At 68.2% G+C, this 18,970-nt stretch carries 4 protein-coding genes; all 4 read right to left on the bottom strand.

What is annotated here, in order from left to right:
• Positions 1–24: 24 nt before the first annotated feature.
• The 4 genes from ABGA99_RS26260 to ABGA99_RS26245 all read right to left on the bottom strand — a co-directional run bounded on the left by ABGA99_RS26260 (position 25) and on the right by ABGA99_RS26245 (position 18,946).
• On the bottom strand, positions 25–6,813 hold the full coding sequence (locus tag ABGA99_RS26260; RefSeq protein ID WP_347583586.1) for a polymorphic toxin-type HINT domain-containing protein: 6,789 nt from the start codon (positions 6,811–6,813) through the stop codon (positions 25–27).
• A 166-nt stretch (positions 6,814–6,979) separates the two neighbouring features.
• The gene (locus ABGA99_RS26255; RefSeq protein ID WP_347583585.1) at positions 6,980–11,251 is read right to left on the bottom strand and encodes a LamG-like jellyroll fold domain-containing protein; all 4,272 of its coding nucleotides are present in this window, start codon (positions 11,249–11,251) and stop codon (positions 6,980–6,982) included.
• A 1,033-nt stretch (positions 11,252–12,284) separates the two neighbouring features.
• Positions 12,285–15,089: a BREX-2 system phosphatase PglZ gene (pglZ, locus tag ABGA99_RS26250; RefSeq protein WP_347583552.1), complete on the bottom strand. Its 2,805-nt coding sequence runs from the start codon at positions 15,087–15,089 to the stop codon at positions 12,285–12,287.
• Positions 15,089–18,946 (bottom strand): DUF6079 family protein, encoded by a 3,858-nt coding sequence (locus tag ABGA99_RS26245; RefSeq protein ID WP_347583551.1) that lies wholly within the window; start codon positions 18,944–18,946, stop codon positions 15,089–15,091. The genes pglZ and ABGA99_RS26245 overlap by 1 nt, the downstream gene beginning before the upstream one ends.
• Positions 18,947–18,970: the final 24 nt, after the last annotated feature.

Below are 18,970 nucleotides of genomic sequence, written 5' to 3'. Positions count from 1 at the left end.
CTCCTTACAGGAAAGGGCACTCGCCTAGAACGGGAAGGCGGTCACAACTTTGCCGTCATTCACGATCACACGGATTCTATTCAAATCTCCGCCCCCGTTTTCCGGACCAGCCTTACCGATCGGGGTACCGAAGTCCCAATCGTATATCTGACCGGGCCGCGGCTCACCAGTGACCGGGTCCGGCGTGTTTGGCCTCGGGGTACTGCGATTGATGGTATCAATAATCCTCTGACGAACCTTCTTCTCCTTACCAATTAGAATGCCCGACTCGTCGTCTACGAGCGAACCACCTGGCCTGTGACGGTCCACAATGTGCTTCCAGTCCCCGTTCTCCAGGGCTGCGGCTCCGCAAAGTCTGTTCGAGTTGTGAACCAGGACTGGAGTCTGGTCCGCGAGCACATAGTACGTGTGCTTGTCGCTGATGGTCAGGTTGTAGACGGTGGTCTGGGTGGTCCAGCGTTTGAGGGCTGTGATCTGGATGTGGGTGCCGGTGCTGGTCTGGAGCCACTGGCCGGGCTGGAGGTTGGCGGCGTCGATCCATTCGTCGAGTTCGGGGACCCAGAAGGGGTGGCCGTCGGTGGCGGTGACGGTGGCGGTCTTCTTACCGGGTTTGCCGTCGAGGTCGATGGTGATCTCGACCAGGTTCTTGGATCCGGTGCCGACGATCTCTGCGGTGACGGTTTCTATGCTGGTTTTGCCGGTTTCGGGGTCGGTGGCGAGTACCTTGTCGCCGACCTTCACGTCTTCGATGGGTTTCGTGGTGCCGTCGGCCATCAGAACCGGCGTGTCGGCAGTGAAGCTGTTGCTTTCACATGAAGGAGACTTGGAACCTGCTTTGGGATCCGCTTCGTCAGATTTTCTTGCCTTCTTGGCGTCTCGGGCCAGCTCACCCGCATTCTTGGCCAGCTTTCCCACGACCTTGAGGCCTTTGAGAAACGGGACATCCAGGAGCATGGACCCACAGACCTTGGTCGGCCCAGGCGCGGTAACGCAGTCTGTTGCAGCTCCCACGTCCGGCAGCAGGAGGTCCTCAACCGCTTCGCGTACTGGCGCGCCGTCTTCCCAGAATGGGGTCACTTTGGGAATGCAGGTGAGCACGTGCATGCCCACACACCCGCCTGACGGGGCGGTTGTGAAGGTTGCCTGGGTTGCGGTCGCACCGCCTCCGCCGCCTCCGCTGCCGCCGCCGCTGGAGACGCTGCGGTTGTAGTTCTTGTGCTGGACGACCCGTCCTACCGTCTCCTGGATGAGGTCGATGATGCCTTTCCAGAAGAGGCCGGTGGGGTCGGCGTGGGTGATCGGGTTGTTGTTGGCGTAGGCGTATCCCTGCCACTGTTGGGGGTCGGTGAGATCCATCAGTGGGTCGACAGAGATGAATCTTCCGGTTGTCGGGTCGTATTCGCGTGCGCCGAGGTGGGTCAGGCCAGTGGTGGTGTCGGTGGTGCCGCCGACGAAGCCCTTGCTGCCGGGCCAGTCGGCCGGTTCCTGGCCGCGGGGGCTGCCGAAGGGCAGTTCGCGGCGGCGCTGGAGGTCCGTGTTGGCGGCGTTGATGGCGAGTTGGCCGGTGGCGTGGTGGTCGGCGATGGTGAACCAGAGGCTGCCGTCGTCTTCCTGGACGGCCTGGTGGCCGTCGCCGAGGTCGTAGTAGCGGGTGGCCTGGGCCTTCGTGGCGCCCTTGGGGAGGGTGACCTCGGTGTGGCCGAGGTAGAGGGTGGTCTCGCTGGAGGTGCGGCCGATGAGGCGGTTGCCGTCTGCGTCGTAGAGGTATGAGGTGCTCTTCGTGCCGCCGGCGCCGTCCGGTTCGGAGACCGAAGCCAGGTGGCCCTCTGCGTCCCAGGTCAGGTTCTGGGTGCTGCCTGCCAGGGTGCGGGTTTTCGTGTTGCCGGCTTCGTCGTAGGTGTAGCTGTCGGTGCTCGTGCCCGTCGGGCCGGTTCTCGTCACGTCGGTGAGAGCGTGGGGCTGCGGCTGGCCGGGGGCGGGGTAGCTGTAGGTGTACTTGGTGTCCTGGGCCGCGCCGCCGGGCGCGGTGTGGTCGGTGTGGGTGGTGCGGTTGCCGGCCTTGTCGTAGGTGAAGGACTGCCAGTACGCCGCCGGGCCGCCCACTACGCCTTGGGACGGTGCTGTCTCGCAGCTCTCGTCGGCTTCGGTCCAGGCTTCGGTCATGCGGCGCAGGTAGTCGTAGGTGAAGCACTGGTTGTCTGTGCCGGTGCGGTTGACGTCCGAGACCGAGGTGATGTTGCCGGTCTCGTCGTAGGCGTAGGTGGCGTACTTCTCGACACCGGGGACGTTCTCCCGGTCCACGCGGGAGTTCTTCAGGCGCTGGGTGCCCCACTCGTAGGTGTTGGTGATCCTCGCGCGCCGGCTGCCATCGCCGGCGGCCAGGTCGTACTGCAGCGGCTGGCCGGTGTTGCGGTACTCGAGGACGGACGAGCTGCCCCAGGCTCCGTACGCCTTGGTGGGCCGCAGGATGTCGTCGTAGGCGAAGGTGATGCCGCCGCCGGGCAGTGATCCGGCCGCCGAGTAGGTTTCCCCGGCGACCAGGCCGTTGGCCTTGTACGAGGTGCCGGCCTGGTAGGTGCCGGCCAGCGCTCCTTCCTTGGCGGGGATGGTGACGGCTGTTCGGAACGGCCGGTAGAGCTGGTCGTAGGCAGTGACCCGGTAGGTGTAGGCGGCTCCGTCTTCGTACCGGGTGGAGGCGGCGAGCTGGCCCTTGGCGCCGGCGATGGTGTCGTAGACCCACTGGGACCGGAGGGTCCCCGTCGGTGAGTCGTTACGCAGCTCGGTCTTGCGGCCCAGGCCGTCGTAGACATGGGCGAGCTTCACCCCGCGGGCGTCGGTGGTCGTGGTGAGCTGGCCGCGGTCGTCGTACGTGGAGGTGGTGGTGCCCTTGTCGGGGTCGTTCGCCGTGATCTGCCGGCCGAGCTGGTCGTAGCGGTAGGACCATTCGTTGCCTGCGGGGTCGGTGAACTTGGCCAGCTCGCCGCGGGGGGTGTAGGCGTAGCGGGTGGTGTCGTAGGCGGCCTCGGCCGCGCGGGCGTGGTGCTGGCGCAGTTCGGTGGTCTGGCCGTGGGCGTCGGTCAGTGTGGTGGTGGCGGTGCCGCCTTGCGGCGGGATGACGGTGGTGCGGTCGCCGTGGTAGCTGGTGGTCGTGGTGGCGAGGATCCGGTGGGGGTTGCCTTCGCCGTTGCCGGAGACCTGCTCCTCTTTGATGACGCGGCCGAGACCGTCGTAGCCGAACCAGGTCTGGGTCTCTACGCTCTCCGCGTCGGCAGGCTTGAACAGGGCCGCGGCCGGGGCGCCGGTGGTGTAGTACTGGGAGAAGATCTTCTCCCTCAGGCCGCGCTCGTCGTAGAACACGTCATTGACCAGCCGCCCCCCATCGGGCCCAGGGGTCTGGGTCTGGCGCTCGCGCAGGAAGCCGTCGTAGAGCAAGTAGGAAGTGAGCTGTCCGCCGCCGCCCTCGGTGAGCGTCTTGGTGGATACGGCGACCGGTTTGCCCTCGGTAACCTGGTAGTCGAACTCGTGGGTGGGCAGTTGGCTGGTGTTGCGGTCGGGCAGCCAGACTTTGGTGGAGCGGCCGAGTGCGTCGTAGGCGAACTCGGTGGCTTTTCCGTTGGTGTCGGTTTCCCTGAGCGGCAGGCCGCGCAACGTGGCCACGTCCGTCGTGGTGGTCTGCGCGGTGGTGGCGTCTCCGGCCTTGGCCGGCGGGCTTGTCGTGACGACCTGGGTGACGAGGCCGGTGGCCGGCTTGTACTGGGTCTTGTCGGTGCGGCCGTCGTCCCGCTGCGTCCGTGAGACGAACTTACCGGCCGCATCGAACACCAGGTTCGCGGTCAGGTCGGTGCTGCTGGTCTCGCGGCCGTAGGCGTCGTAGGTTGCCCCGGATTCCAGGTACACCGCCTCGGAGGCGGTGTGGGACTTCAGTACGGCGGTGGCGGTGGCGTCGCCCTTCGTCGGCTTGCCGGGGGCGGCGGTGATGGCGTCGCCGTCGTAGGCGGTGCGGGTATCGGAGATCACGTCCTTGGTGCGGTCCACCGTCCCGTCGCATCCCTTGGCGACCGTCTCGACCCGGGCGGGCAGGGTGAGGATGTTGTCGTCCTCGTTGGTCGCGTACGTGGTGCGGGTGCAGCGGTTGTCGACCGCGGTGGAGGTGTCGCCGAAGTCGTCGACGTGGGTGACGCGCCCGGCGATGGTGTCGTAGGTGTTGCTGACCTGGGTGGTGCGCCAGTCGGTGCCGGCGCCGTTGTCCAGGGAGGTGAAGGTCTTGCGCTGCGCGGCGCCGGTGAAGTTGGCGGTGACCGTTCCCCAGTTGCGTTCCTTCTTGGCCGTCTGGTGGTGCCAGGGCCGGCTGACGGCCTTGTTGAGTACCTTGCCGCCGGGGCCGGAGAACTCGACCGTCTTGTACGCGAAGCCGGCGGCCGACTCATGGTCGGTGAGCGGGTCGCCCTCCCCGGTGCCGAGGCTGACGGACACGTTCTTGGTGCCGCCGGAGGGGCTCTCTCGGTCGCCGTGCATTCCGCGCAGGAAGTAGGTGTCGGACTGCGACTTCATCGCAGCGTCACCGCCCTGCCCGCCGGTCTTGACGCGCACCTGGCCGTAGCCTCGCCATTGCGACCAGGTCTTGAACTTCTCCTTCGTCAGCCCGTCGTCATCGTCGTAGTGCCAGGCCGCCCCGCCCAGATACTCGTAGCGGGTGACGGAGTCGAGGGCGCTGCCCGTGCGGTCGGAGGCGGTCACGGACGTGGTGACGTACTTGTTGAACCACTGCCGTTCCGGGTCGGCGGCGGCGCTGCCGCCGATGTACTGGGGGAAGCAGCGGGTGGTGTTGGTCTGCGGGGTGGGCAGGGCGTTCCAGTCACAGGCCGGTTCGGAGTAGTTGGCGATGGTCTCGCCGCCGTACTCGTCGGCGATGGTGGACAGCCGGGCCTTGATGAAGGGCGCGTAGCCGTCGCCGGTCTTGTCCAGGCGGTTGGCCAGTTGGGTGTAGGTGAAGGTGGTCTTCGGCAGGGTGATCGCCGGGGTGGCGGTGTGGCCGGTGTGCTGGATCGAGTCGAGCAGGAGTTGGTAGTCGATGTCGGCCTGGCCCCAGCGGTGTTCCAGCTTCCAGGAGTCGACCGGGCCGTAGGTCCCGTCGCTCTTGAGGACCTCGGTGGTCACTTCGGTCAGGCGCTTGCGGGTCCAGAAGCTGGGCGCAAGTCTGCCCTGGTCGCAGGTGGCCGTTTCGCCGCAGTTCAGGTCCCAGGGCGTGTCGTACCAGTAGGCGGAGTCGGTGCCGATCGAGTCGCAGGTCGTCTGCGCGTTCGGCAGGCACCGCTCGCCGCTGCTGAAGTCGACCTTGGCCAGGGGCTTCGTGTCGTACACGGAGGAGTGCTTCAGCCCGTACTCGATACGGTCCAGGCTGCCGCCGCGGGTGTAGCGGGTGTTGTTGTCCGCCTTCAGGTTGCGGCCGTAGGAGTTCTCCTCCTGGTGGTAGTAGTAGGAGATGGCGTTGCCGTGCGGGTCGACGACGTAGTCGAGGTTCCAGCGCCAGGCCTGCTGGCACCAGGACGAGCCGAAGCCGGCGGCGTCGTGGCACGGCTCGCCGGAGTCGTCGCCGAACACCGGGACCTTCCAGGCCGAGCCCGTGGTCTCCTTGCCGCTGGCCCAGCCGGGCAGGCGGTTGTAGCCGAAGTAGTAGCGGATGCCGTTGGGGTCGGTCAGCCGCCAGTACTCGCCGTCGTTGTCCCCGTTGCCGCGGTCTGCTGAGGCGAGGCGCTTGATGCGGGTGCCGTCGTCCTTCTTCAGCTTCCACTCGTCGGCGCCGGCCGGGACGAGTTCACCGGCTTGGCCGTTGAAGGAGATGAACGCGTTGTCGTAGCCCCAGCACAGGTCGGCCGGCTTGTTGCCGTCGGGGTGCTCGACCCCGTCGTCCGCGCACGGCTTGTACCGGCGCTCGATGAACCCGGGCCACATCTCGAATCCGTCGCCGACCCACGAGGACTGGTTGTTGGTGCCGCCCGTGCGCCCGTCGACGCCACCGGAGGAGTACGACAGGCCGACCTTCGGAGTCAGCTCGCCCGGCACCTCCGGAACAGGGATGTCGTACTCCCAGGTGAAGTCGCCTGTGTTCAGGTTGGTGTTCCAGGTGGCAGAGGGAGACAACTGGGTGGCCTTGAAGTCACCCTGGTCGCCTTCCGCCGCGGTAGTGACAGCCAGGACTGTCGGCTCGCCAGCACGGAGGGCGACCGCGTTGCCGGTCAGAGTCTGGTTCTCGGTGTCGTTGGTCGTCGCGACGGGCATGGCCGTGCGGCAGGCGGACTTCGCCGGGGTGGTCAGAGCACAGGCGGGCAACTGGACCAGCGTGAGCCGGGAAGCGTGGCCGCCGCCATATGCCTCCGCGAAGCTGCTGTAGTCCAGTTCGACGCCCGCGCGGCCCTGCGTACCGTCCTTGCCGGTGAGACTGAAAACGGGCCCGCTGGCGCCGGTCTTCTCCGCAGTCGTGCGTGTCAAGGTTCGGATCTCGGCTCGGCCGGTCGCGATCCGCTTGCCATCCTTCACATCGGCCTTGGCTGCGAGCAGCCGGACGGGCGGCCTGCCGGCCGAATCCGCCTTGCGGGCGCCCGCGGCCGGTATCTCGACGGTCGTGCTACCAGGTTCGGGCCATGCCGCCTCGGGGGCTCGTGAGGGTGTGCGGGGGCCGTCGCTCTGAGGGCGGGGCTTGACTTTGCCCACCGTGCCGGGAACCACCTCGCCGGGCGAGGGCGCTTGGGGCAGTACGCCGCTGTCGGCGGTGGCCGCCGGTAGCGCCGCGGCCTGCAGCAGCGTAGCGCTCATCACCGCCGCCGCACCGAGAGCCACCTTCCGGCGCAGCCCGGCGCCGATGTGCCCACGCGATCTGATCATGCTCATGCTTGCCCCTCCCGGGCGCGGCGCCCGCTGTCCAAGGCAGCAGGTACCAGAAGAGAAGATCGAAGACTGGCTGGCGGAACTCGGCGGTGCGTCAGCCGCCCGGTGGTACCTGGGTGGGTACGTCGAACCACTGGGAGGCGAGCCAGGCGACCTGGTCTTCGCTCAGCGGGCCCTGGAAGGCCCAGACGTCGTCGATCGTGCCGGGGAAGTACTCATCGAAGCCGCCGGCTGTCTTCGCGCGGCCGATCTGCAGTTCCCCGGTGGCCTTGAACGACTGCGCGTGTTCCGCCCACGGCACCAGGTCCTTGCACCCGGCCTGGTCAGGCTCACCGTCGCCATCGCTGTCGGCGCAGGCGGTCTCTTCCAGCACGCCGTTGACGTACAGCTTCAGCTCGCGGGCGAAGCCGTCGTAGACCAGTGTCAGGTGGTTCCACTCGCGTACGTCGTAGAAGTTCGCGTTGTCCGCGCGTACCACCGGCGCGTCCGCGGCATCGGATGACGGGAGGACGACCTGCCATCTTCCCGGTGCGTTCGGATCCGCCGCGTCCGGTAGATACCGGACGGAGAAGGCGTTGGTTGCGCTGCCTTCGGCGCTGGCTACCGTCACCGCGCCGTCGGGCGTGGCCGCGGCCTGGGCCCAGCCTGTGAGGGTGAAACTGCCTGAGGTGTCGACCGGCATGCTCGCGGCAGCGTGGTCGTCGACGCCGTCGAGTTGCAGGCCGGAGAAGTCGATCCAGCCCGGGCCCAGTTTCGATCCGCCCTCCAGGGTCATGGGCCTGCCTTCCCCGCTGGCGTCCGGGGTGGTGGCCGGGGCGCTGTCCGACATCTCCTCGAACAGCCACCGGCCCTTGACGAAGGCGCGCTGTTTGTAGAGCTGCTGGACCTCGGCCGGGGAGATGGGTCGGTCGAAGAGGCGGACGTCGTCGATGGTGCCGGGGAAGTGGCTCTTGAGGGTGTTGTTGACGGAGACGGCGCCGACGTACATGGAACCGGCGGCGTAGAAGGCGTCCACGAGGGTGGTGGAGCCGGCTTTCTTGCCGTTGATGTACAGGGTGAGGGTGTTGGCTGTGGTGTCGTGCACGCCGACCAGGTGCGCCCACGTGCCCGCGTAGGCATCTCCTGGCTGGTCGGCCATGGCCCGGACGATCGGCGCGCCGGGAGTGTCGGAGGCGTATTGGTTGAAGACCCAGCGGTCGTAGGCGGCGGAGTAGTAGAGCTCGAAGCCCAGCGCGAACTCCCCTGCCTGGGCGACGACGGTCGCCTGGCGGTCGGGTTTGGCGTCGAGCTTCGCCCAGGCGGAGACGGCGAAGGATCGTTCGCTGTTGATGTGCGGTCCGGAGGTCTGTCCGATACGGGCGTAGCCGTCGGTGCCGTTGAACTTTGTCGCCTTGCCCGCCACGCCGGGCACGCCGGTGGTCACGCCGCCGTGGTACCGCGCGGGGAGCACGCCGCCGCGGCCGGAGACCTCGGTCGCGCCGGCGGGCTCGTCGAGTTCGAAGACGGCGATGGCGGGGCGGCCGGGGTCGCCGATGGTCTGCTTGGCGTAGAGCTTGTCGACCTCGTCCTGCGCGATGCGCTTGTCGAAGATCTGGACCTTGTCGATAGTGCCGGGGAAGAAGTCCCTGGCCAACCCGGCCGCCGAACCGGCGCCGAGTTGCAGCCCGCGGCGCGCGTTCCAGGTACTGACGAAAGGTGCCTCGCCGACGAGGGTGCCGTCGACGAACAACTGCAGCTTGTCCTCGACGGAGTCGTACGAGCCGACGAGGTGGGTCCAGGTGCCGGTCTGGACGCCGCCGGGGTTCGGTGCCATGGCCCGGGAGACGGTGGCGTCGGGGGTGTCGGCGGAGAAGCCGTTGAAGATCCAGCGGTCATGGGCGGCCGCGTAGTGCAGCGCGAAACCCATCCGCTCGCTACCCGGTTGGGAAGCGACGACGGCCGCGCCGGTCGTGGGTTTGGCGTCCAGCTTCACCCAGGCCGAGACCGTGAAGCCACCGGTGTTGTTGACCGCTGACAGATCGGTGGCCGCGTAGGCGTCGGTGCCGTTGAGCCCGAGCGCCGTGCCGTCGGCCCCGGCAGCGCCGGTGGCCGCCCCGCCCTTGAGGGCAAGGGTCCGCGCCGGCGTGGAGCCTTCGGCCTCGGTGGCGCCGGCCGGCTCGTCGAGTTGCCAGGTCGCGCGGTCCGGCTGGCCGGCCTTGACGCGGAACTGGTAGGTGCGGATCTCGCTGTTGTTCCCGGCCGTGTCGAAGGACTGGGCTGTGATGAAGTTCAGCCCCGGCCTCGTCGGGAGGATCTTCACGTCTCTGGCGGCGCCGCCGGAGGTGGAGATCTGGTTGCCGGGCATGGGGTCGCCGTTGATGCCGTACAGATAACGGGTCGCATCCGCGGCGGGCGAGTCGAGGGTGAACGTCCCGTACTGGCCCACTCCGTCGAGCCACGGATCATCGGGGTTCGATGGATCGGATTCCGGATACTCACCTGAGCTGATGGTTGGCGCCGCGGGCTCGTTCGTGTCCCAGACGAAGTAGCAGGCGGTCTTCGTATCGCCCGCGTACGACCACGGCGACCACTGCGCCCCGTCGTAGGCGCGGGCATACCAGTTCACGTCCTTGTTCTTCGGGATGGCGTCGGGGCCCGAATTCGGCAATGCCATCGGGAAGGTGGAGCCGGAGCTCTTGGACGTGGTCTTCGGTGGCTTCCAGCTACCGCCGTCCCATTTGGCCTGGAACTGCACCGCGACGTTGTCGCCGTCCGGGTCTCGGACGTCATGGGCCTGGATCTTGCCCAACGAGCGGATACGGGCCTTCTCACCGGGCCGCTTGCACACCCCGCCGTACTCCATGGTGAGCTGCGCCATCTTGATCTGCGGCGGCGGACGGTTGTACTTCACCCGCAAGAAAGCCTTGTCCGAGAACCGCTTCCACGCGTACTTGTCGTCCTCGCTGGCCGCACGCAGCCCGAACGTCATTGTCGACCACTTGTTGTTGGCCGCCTGCTGCACCGCGGCCTTGATGCCGAACTCCGCGTCCTTCGCGGCACAGCCGTCGTAGCCGTAGGCGAAGGATCTCGTGTCCAGCTTGTCGAGCCAGAACCCGGAACCCGCGTCCTGGCTGTTCCACGTGGTGGACGAGCTGATGTCCTTCGTCCTCCACAGCTCCACACTCCGCTCGGAGCAGGACGCTGACCAGATGTTCCGTACGACGAACTCCGCCGACAGGATCGACTTGCCCGCGAACCGGGACGTCGGGATGCGGTAAAAGACCCGCTTGGTGTCATGCGGCGCGCAGTAGTCCCAGCCGCAGTAGCCCATCCCGGCGTTGTCCTCGCCGTTGAACTTCCACTGCGGCGACGACGCCCAGTACTTCGAGGCGAAGGTCCACGCCGACGCCCGCGGCGAATACCACTGCGGATCGATGAACACCGGATAGACCGTGTCCGCACCCTTCAGCACCTGAGCATCCGGCGTAAGCACCAACTGGTCAGGCGCATGGGCGACCTGGACGTCGACCGGCGCCAGCTTGCCTGTCTCCCCCGCCGCCGGCTCATCCGCCGCAGGATCGCTGCCGGCCGCACCGTGGGCGCCGGGGGTGGTCCCGCCGCTGGAGTCCCACATGACCGGCTGCGGTGCCTCGAACACCGCGCCCCCGGCACCGGCGTCGACCGCTTCGAGGCCACCGGCCGCCGTCTCGCGCACGGACATCCCCGTCGAGTCCAGATGCAGCCGGAGTTGCGCCAGCTCCGGATTCTGCGCGGCCTCCGCGGACTTGACGACCAGCAGTTGGGTGAAGCCGTCAGCCTGCACTCCCATGCGCAAGTCGACTCCCGGCAACACCTCCGGGTAGACGGCCGCGTCATCCTCCAGCCTCGGCTGCGGCAGCTCACCCGGCCACGACAGCGACAACTCCCGCCCGGCCTTGGACATGCGCACCAGCGGCGCCGTACCGCCGCCGGAGAACTCCATACCCACGGTGGTCGCTCCCGGCGCCACCATGCCGTCCTCAGCCGGGGCGAGCCGGGTGTCGATCGCCTTCCACTCACCGCCCACGCGAGTCCGTACGGGCCGGAGGTACTCGCGCGCCTCCAAGTTCCCGTCGGGGGTGGCGAACACGTCACTGGACTCGCCGCGCAGCGAGGCGATCTCCACCGGCTCACCGGTACGTTCCGCCCGCGCCGCCGCCTGTTCCTCGGTGTCCGCAACCTCAGTGTCCTCGGCCGCCGCACCCGCCTTGGCATCCGACGCTGCCGAGGGCGCGCGCGTGCTGCCCGGAGCGGCACCCGCCTCCACGACGGGTGCCGTGCCCAGAAGCAGCGCAGTGCCCAACCCCGCCGTCAACCAAGCCCGATATCGCCGCCATTGCTCACGCATCACCACAGAGCCCCACCCCTGAGACAACGGAACGTAACGTCGCGCTAACCTAACGGGATGAGCACGGGTGGACTAGACCTTCTTAACGGGCAAACCCGGTAATTCACCCGTGCCACTCGTGACTTGCATCACACCAATTGCCCCTTCAGGCATGTGTACTTCAACAAAGACCAGCGAATATAAACCAAAGAGCACCCAAGTCAGGACACTTCTGAAGAGATTCGGGCACACGCGTGCGATTCCCTCGGCCGCCTCCTCCCTCCGCGGCTCCGTCAGTCCCGCAGGCACCTCCGAATCGCGGCGGGCATCGCCGTCACCGGGTTGGGTGCAGAAGTTCACGTCGCGATCGCGTGTGACGTGGGTTCAGGCACGGCGTCCATCGCGGAGGACACGAACCGGCGACCGGCCGTCTATCACGTGACCAGAATGGTGCTGGCAATCACCACTCCCCCAGTCTCCGGTTTCCCCGCCTGTTCCCATGCTCTGGGTCCCCTGCCGGGGATTCGCGGGGGAACGGGATGGCCGAGCGGCCCCGCCCAGCGGCCCACAGGGGCGACGGTGTGCCGTTCACACTCCGCCCCCCGGGGGGGGCGTTCCTCGATTGCTCGGCCGACGCGGGCGTACATGCCCGTCCGCCCGCACTCCGTGCGCCGACTCGCCCGTTGAGCGCTCCCCAGTCAATATCCAGCCAGGGCGTTCTGCCTGATCGACGGCAGATGATTTCAGGGCAGTCCGCTGTGTGTAGTGGGTGTGTAAATGGACCGTAGTGATGCATGAGAAACCCCAGGTCAGCCGCAAGAACGCGCGAGGCGCAACTGCCCTCGGCGTACAGGCCGACTCGTCCGCCTTACGGCCCTGACCTGGGTGTTTACCCGGGTCGGGGTCGTTCTCCACGCCAGGATGCGCAACGTCTCCACGTGCGGTTTCCCGGAAGTTCCCGCGTGTTTGTGTCATGGATGTGTAACGCGATCTTGGTGTCGGGGCAGCAGTGAGGCTGGAGGATAGCTGGACAGCGGTGAGAACCGCCACGGGCCTACTCCCCGAGCCCGAACTGGGCCCTCAGCCACGCCGGGTTGAGCTTCAGCGTCTTGTTGTCGGGGAGGAGTTCGAGGACCTGTATTCCGTCCATGTTCAGGAGCTGGGTGAGGACGGCGGCGTAGCCGCGGGCCCGGGTCGGCGGCATGCCCGCGGCGGCGGCCACGGCCGTCTGAGGGAGCGTGTTGTTCTCGCAGAGCGCGGCAAGGGCCTGGCGGAGTCTTTCCGGGTCCTGTTTGCGAGGGAGCAGAGCGAGCTGGTCACTGAAGGCCGGCGAGACGAAGAGGTCGTCCAACAGCTGCTCCACCGGCGACTGACCTTGCACGGAGAGCACTGTTCCCTCGGTCTCGGAGGGTTGGGGGGACACCGCGACCTCAAACAGACCCGCGTCCTGAGGAGCAGACTTCTTCGGGGTACGCCTGGGCTTCGCCGACTGCGTCGTCCCGGTCTTCACGGAGCGGGGTGCCGAAGTCGCGTGCAGACGCATCGTGTCCAGTTTCCACCAGCGGGGCTCATATGTGTCCGTGAGTTGCCGCCACCCTGGCGGGATGTGCTCGGCCGCGCCGTCCGGCAGGTACGCGAGCACAGGGATCGTGAACTCGGCCGGGTGCACTCCCCCGTGGTAACCGGCGGCACGGTTGGTGTAGCGAGTGTCGGCCGACCACAAGGCGACGATGGGGCCTCCAACCACGCGTGGCCCAGCGAGCACCATCTCCGCCTCGCTTACAAGTGGTTCGGCGCCACCGTCCGGGACCTCGCGGTAGCGCGCGTTGACCACCTCGGGGGTGGGTACCTTGACGCCCCGGTGCTCCAGTACGTGCCCGTGGTCGCTGGTGATCACTACGGCCATACCCTGCCGGCGGGCCTCGTCCAGCAGTGGCGTCAGGGCGTCGATGTCGTCGATCGTCCAGTCCCACTCGTCGAGGCGTTCGTCGTTCTTCAGGCCGTCGTCGACGGTGTTGAGGACGATCGCGAGGTGTGACGCGTCGTCAGCCAGCGCCGCTTCCAGGTCGGGCCCGAAGCATCCACCCGTGTCGGCGGGGCGGAGGTCGTCCTTGTGGAAGACAGCCGCCTTCTGCCCCGACCACAGCCGCAGGGACGGGAATTCACGCCTCTCGGCCTTCTGGTCGCCGCGTTGCAGCCTGGCGGTGAGGAGGGTGGTACGGCTGACGGCGGTGATGGTGGGCAGCGCGGCGGCCATCGCCTGACGGGTGGGCGGAAGCTTCTTCTCGCCGGTGGGGTCGTACTCGGTCCAGTGCGCCGCGAGTTCCTCACCGAGCTGTCCCGCGAGCGCGGCGCTCATGCCGTCCACGACGAGCAGCATCAGCCTCCGTTGGGACTTCACCACAGGCTTCGCGACCCGCTCCAGGAAGGTCTCGACCGTCAGCATCGAACCAGGGGCTGCACCCGCCGCGGTCCACTCGGCGACCTGCTCGGCGAAGGCCCGGTCCATGCGCCGCCGCACCTTGCGCACGTCAGCGGCGAGCGCCTCGTAGGCTCCGGACAGGGCGGGCTCGGTGTCGCCGCCCGCCTCCAGGTGCTCCAACGCGCGGTCGGCCCAGGAGAGTTCGGCGTTGTAGTGGGCCAGGGCACCCGCGACGGTGTCCGGTGTCCACACGGGTTCGGTAGCCAGCCACTGCACCAGGCGCACGGCCATCCGGGCGCGGCCGATCCGGGTGCGGGCCGTCTCCGCGAGGTGGTGCGCCTGTACCGCGCGCAGCGCCGTACGGCAGGCGTCGAGATCGCGGCCGGTGATCGCCGACCCCACGGCGGCCAGGCGCGCTTCGAGTCCGGCCGGCAGGTAGCGGCTGTGCCCCATGGCCTCGGTCGCCCCGAGATGTCCGGCGAGCCGTTCGGCGTCCGGGGTGACCTCGGCGAGGAGTTGTGCGTTGCGTGCGACGAGGTTCTCGACGGATTCCCCGTAGCGCCGCATGGCCTCGTCGGGGTACTCCCGGCCGAGGATGTTCTCCGCTCGACCGCGCGCCCGGAATACCTGGGGGGCGGCTGGGGCGTGGTGCCACAGCGCTCCGGCGACGAGCCCGAACGGCAGGGCGACGGACGGCTCGTCGTGCTCCAGGATGGACAGAAGGACATCGGCGGTCGGCCCGGCCTGCTCCACCTCGGCGAGAAAGCACCGCAGCCCGGCACGCTCCCCGTCGCGCAGTGCGCGGTAGGCGCGCGGCCCTTCGGAGGAGGTGCGGCTCCACAGCAGCAGGGTGTCGATGTCGAGCGGGGAGGCCTCGTCGAGCAGCAGCCGCCGCCGCGCGAGGGCGGTGAGTGCGTGCGTGCGGGACAGGACCTGCCGGTTGAGGCCGGGCCAGCCGCCCGCGGGGGCGGCTTCGAGGAGCGCCTCGGCCACCCCCCAGGTCTCGTCGCTGAGCCTCGGATCGATACCGGAGGCAGTGAAGGTCTCGCGGATGAGGTCCCAGTTGTCGACGTGCTGGATGGCGTGCCGGTAGGCGCGGACCAGGATACCGGGGTCGAGTTCGGCGTCCTCCCGGTCGGTGAGCAGGACGAGAAGGGACGGATCCTCCGCCGAGCCAGGCCCGGGGGCGCCCAGGTGGCTGAGCGTCTCCTGGTAAAGGGCGAGCACGGAGGGCGCGGCGGCCACCCGGGCGCGTCGGCCGCCGTTCCAGGGCAGGATCGCCTGCTCCTCCCACATGGGTGCCGAGCGCAGGAGCACCACCTGGCGAGTCTCGCCGTCCGGCTGCAGTGGCTCTTTGAGCAGCGCGCGCTGACCCGCGAGGTAGTTCGCGACAGCGGTGGGCGTGAGGCGGGCGACCCCCGGGCCGGCCTGAGGCATCAGTCGACCACCTTCCACGTGATCTCGATGCCCTTGCCGGGATGCGCCGCCGCCACCTGGTGCAGGGCCTGCTCGACCTCGGCAGCGCTGCCCTGCAGGGAACCCGTACGCGCAGTGGTGTCGACCTTGGGGTGCGAGGTGTCGGTGGTCAGGGGCACCTGGTCCGGGCCGGGCGAGGCCGGAGTGTCGGTCGGTGGTTCGGTCCGCTGCTGTTGCCGCTGGACGGCCAGAGCCTGGGTGATCGATCGCTGGGCGCGCGGCAGGGAGTCCTGCAGCTTCCTGCTGAACTGATCCTCGCGCGCGTCCTCCTGGAGGGTGGTGAGAGCGTCCATGCCCGTGCCGAGTTCGAGCACGTCCCAGGAGGCGTTCTGCAGGGCGGGCGCCACCACGTCCGCCGTGGTGACGGAGGAGCCGAGCCGTTCCGGCGTCAGTTCGCCGAGGCCGAACGCGGCGAGGGCCTCGACGACCCGCTTGGCCCCGCGTCCCTTCTCGGCGAGCAGCTCCTCGAGCAGGGCCAGCCCGCGGCGTGCGGTGTGCAGGCGGCCGGTGACGGCGGTGTCGTCAAGGCCGAGGAAGTCAGCTCGCCGCTCCAGCTCGGCCACCAGCTCGCGATTGGCCGGCAAGAGCTTGTCGACGTGGGTGCGCACCAGATCGGCGAAGGAGTTGACGATCCGCCCGCGCCGCTGCACGGGGGCCTTCTTGCCGAAGATCTTCTCGTAGCGCGCGCGGGCCGTCTCCCAGTCCGGCTCGGAGGGCAGGGGCTGGCGGCGCAACGCCCAGCCGTCCTTGATCTCGCCCAGCTTGAGGTCGGCGACGGGGGCTCCGCCGATGACCCACACCCGGTCTTCCATCTCGCCGTACGCGGCCGCGACGAGCTGCTGGACGTGGGTCGGGAGCCCCATCCGCTGCGGTTCGTCCATCCACGCGGTCAGCAAGCCGTAGCCGATGTCCGCATCCGGGTCGTTCTTCGCGAGCCGATTGAAGTGCTCACGCCAGTAAGTGCCGAGGGTGAAGTAACTCTCCCCCATCGTACCGAGCTTGAGCGGCTGTGCGACCGTCTCCATCAGCTCCCGGTCTCCGCGCGGCACTACCTCTGCCTTGCCCTCCTTGGCCCGAGCGGCCTCACTGACATAGCCCAGGACGGTGCGCGCCTGGGCGGGCGTGACGGCCTCGGCGCCGAGGTCGGGGTGGCCCGGGTACTGCCAGGCGAGCACCCTGCCCGCGATCTCGCGGATCGCATCACGCGGGGCGGCGCCCAGTGCGAGCGCGGGCGTCGTCACGCCCGGCTTGGTGGCGATGTGGTCCGAGAAGTCGTCGAGGACGTCCCCCTCCTGCTTCTTCGCCAGGCCGTACGCCTGCCTGAACGCGGCGACGACCCGGTCGCGCAGGGTGTCGGCCTGCGTGGAAAGCAATCCTCGAGCCCGCACACGGTCGTCGGGGCCGAGGTGGGCGGCGAACCGGCTGTCGAAGTCACTGCCGCTGTTCAGGATCCGCTTGATGACCACGTACCGGTTGAAGTCCCCGTACATCGTCGTTGTCATATGGGTGGGCACCCAGGCGAGGGAGTGCTGAACCTCGGGGTGCCGCTCCCAGAAGCCGTTCATCCGGTTCACGTCTTCGCGCGGCCCGTACGCACCCTCGTCCCACGGAAGATCTATGACGAGTCGCCAGGTCTCGGTGTCGGTGGGAGTGAGCGTGGCGTAGGGGGTCTCCTCCCGGTCGGCGATATTGGCGAAGACGACCTCGGTACGGCGCTTGCTGCCCCGCCAGGTGAAGTCGAGGGTGTCGTACGCGTCGAAGCCGCCCTGCCCCTTGGCCGCGGTCAGCGCGAACTCCGAGCGCAACAGCTCGACGGCGGCGTCGTGGCGGTAGCGGGGCTTGTCGAAGGCTTCGCGTCCGTTGCGGACGACGGAGTCGATGTCCACACCGGACAGTTCCAGGCGTACGGTCATCGCCACGCCGTCGCCCGCGAGTTTGATCTCGGGAATCCGGCCCGCCCACTCCTTCAGCTTGTTGATCAGGGCGGGGATCTCGCCGCCGGGAAGGAGCGCCTTGATGGTGCCGGCGTTCAGGGCCAGGAGCCGCTTGACCGTCATGTTCTGGAAGGCCGGCGCGGCGGGCGCGAGGGCGGACAGGACGAGGGTCGACATCAGCCGGTCGTCGTCGGTGAACTGCTTGAGCCGACGGGAGAGGTCACCGTCCTCGACGGCGGCGGGGTCCTTCTGGTACGTCGCGACCTGCTCCTCCGTGACCCGGTGCTGGTCGAGGAGGTAGGGGCGCATCCGGTTGCGGTACAGCCGGTCGGCCTCCTCGAAGACGGCCCGCAGCTCGTCGGTGAACGGCTTGTCGCCGCCGCCCGAGATCAGCGCGTAGATGTCGCCGAGCGGCACCAGCTCGCCCACGCGCAGCAGATTGCGGCGGTGGGCAAGGAGTTCACCCATCAGCTTGAGGCCGGTCCGGGAGCGCTGAAGGGCCGAGGACAGGTGGACGAGGGTGTCCATGAAGGCGGGCGAGAAGGGATACGTGAAGCGGAACGCGGTCTCCGTGGCACCCACGTTGTTCCCGTCGCCGCCCAGGAGTTCGTCCCAGAACTTGGCGTTCGTGGACTTCGCCTTCTTGAACGCCTCCTCGATGACCGCCGCCTTCTCGGTCGTGTCCGGTTTGAGGAGGCGCGCGTGGGCGATCTGAGGAAGGTTCCGGTCCTCCAGGCTGATGCGGTCGAACCGGCCCGAGGCGAGCTCCAGGTTATCGACGATGGCCCGCTGGTAGCGGCCCCCGTCCTCAGCGGATCCGACCAGGTCGCGCAGGTCGCGCTGGCGCGCGATGAACGACACGACGGGGATGGCGCGGCGCTCGTCGCCGCTCTCCACCAGATTCGTGATCTTGGCGGTCTCCCGGGACACGAACTCAGACTCGGATATGCGGGAGGCGAACCACAGGATCAACTCGTCGAGGAAGAGCACGATCCCGTCGTAGTTCAGACTCTTCGCGTGCTGGGCGATCACCGACAGGCCCCGGTCGAGGCTGATGAAGCCACCGTCCTGTTCGACAGCACGCTCCTCGTAGCCGGGAAGCACCTTGGCCGTGTCCTGAGCGAGCCGGGCCCGCAGCTCGCCGGGGGTGGACGGATCGGCGGGGTTGAACTCCTGCCCGACCTCCAGCTCCTCGGCGGCCATCGCCTGGTCGAGAAGCTCAGCGGTCCAGGCGAAAGCGGACCCGAACTCGCCCCATTCGCCGCTGGCGGCCTCGGCGGACGCGGCCTCGGCGGACGCGGCACCCTCCAGGAACTTGATCACGTCCTCGTCGCCGAGCCGCTCCCGCATGGACTGCAGGTCGCGGAACATGGCGTCGGTTCGGTACACCCGCGGGATCGGCGCGCCGGGCTCCAACTCCTTGATCCGCTTGACGTATCCGCCGAGGATCCGCTGCTCCATGGACTTCGCGTCCAGCATGTGCACCGGCACCATCAGGAATCGCCGGTCGCCGCCCTGCAGCCACCCGTTCTTCGCGAACACCGGGTCGAAATCGGTTCTGCCGCGAGCTGCCGGCGCCTGGTTGAGCAGGGCGTGCAGTACGGCCATGAAGTGCGACTTACCGGCACCGAACGAGGCGTGCAGATACGCGGCCTTCGAGGAGTGGCTGTCGACGGCCGCCTTGATGATGCCGAGGGCCTCGTTGAAGTGCTTCACGAGGTCGTCGGTGACGACGTACTCGGCCAGGGCCTTCGCCACGCCGTCGGGGGTGGTGGCGTCGGCGAGCTGCAGGACGTAGTCGGAGCTGGACACCTCCGGCTTGATGTTGATCAGCTCGCGGAGGAGAGGGGTGCCGGGGTTGCCGTTCGCGGGGTTCGCTGCCATGTCTGCTTCTCTGCCTCTGCCTCT

This window comes from Streptomyces sp. B5E4, assembly GCF_039871555.1.
Taxonomy (GTDB): Bacteria; Actinomycetota; Actinomycetes; order Streptomycetales; family Streptomycetaceae; genus Streptomyces.
The sequence above is the reverse complement of the archived record's forward strand: the minus strand, read 5'-3'. Positions and strand labels throughout refer to the sequence as shown.

Bases quoted from the DNA above. Each gene is read 5' to 3' on its own strand.
- ABGA99_RS26260 (WP_347583586.1), bottom strand. From the start codon at position 6,813: ATGAGCGCTACGCTGCTGCAGGCCGCGGCGCTACCGGCGGCCACCGCC.
- pglZ (WP_347583552.1), bottom strand. From the start codon at position 15,089: ATGCCTCAGGCCGGCCCGGGGGTCGCCCGCCTCACGCCCACCGCTGTC.
- ABGA99_RS26255 (WP_347583585.1), bottom strand. From the start codon at position 11,251: ATGCGTGAGCAATGGCGGCGATATCGGGCTTGGTTGACGGCGGGGTTG.
- ABGA99_RS26245 (WP_347583551.1), bottom strand. From the start codon at position 18,946: ATGGCAGCGAACCCCGCGAACGGCAACCCCGGCACCCCTCTCCTCCGC.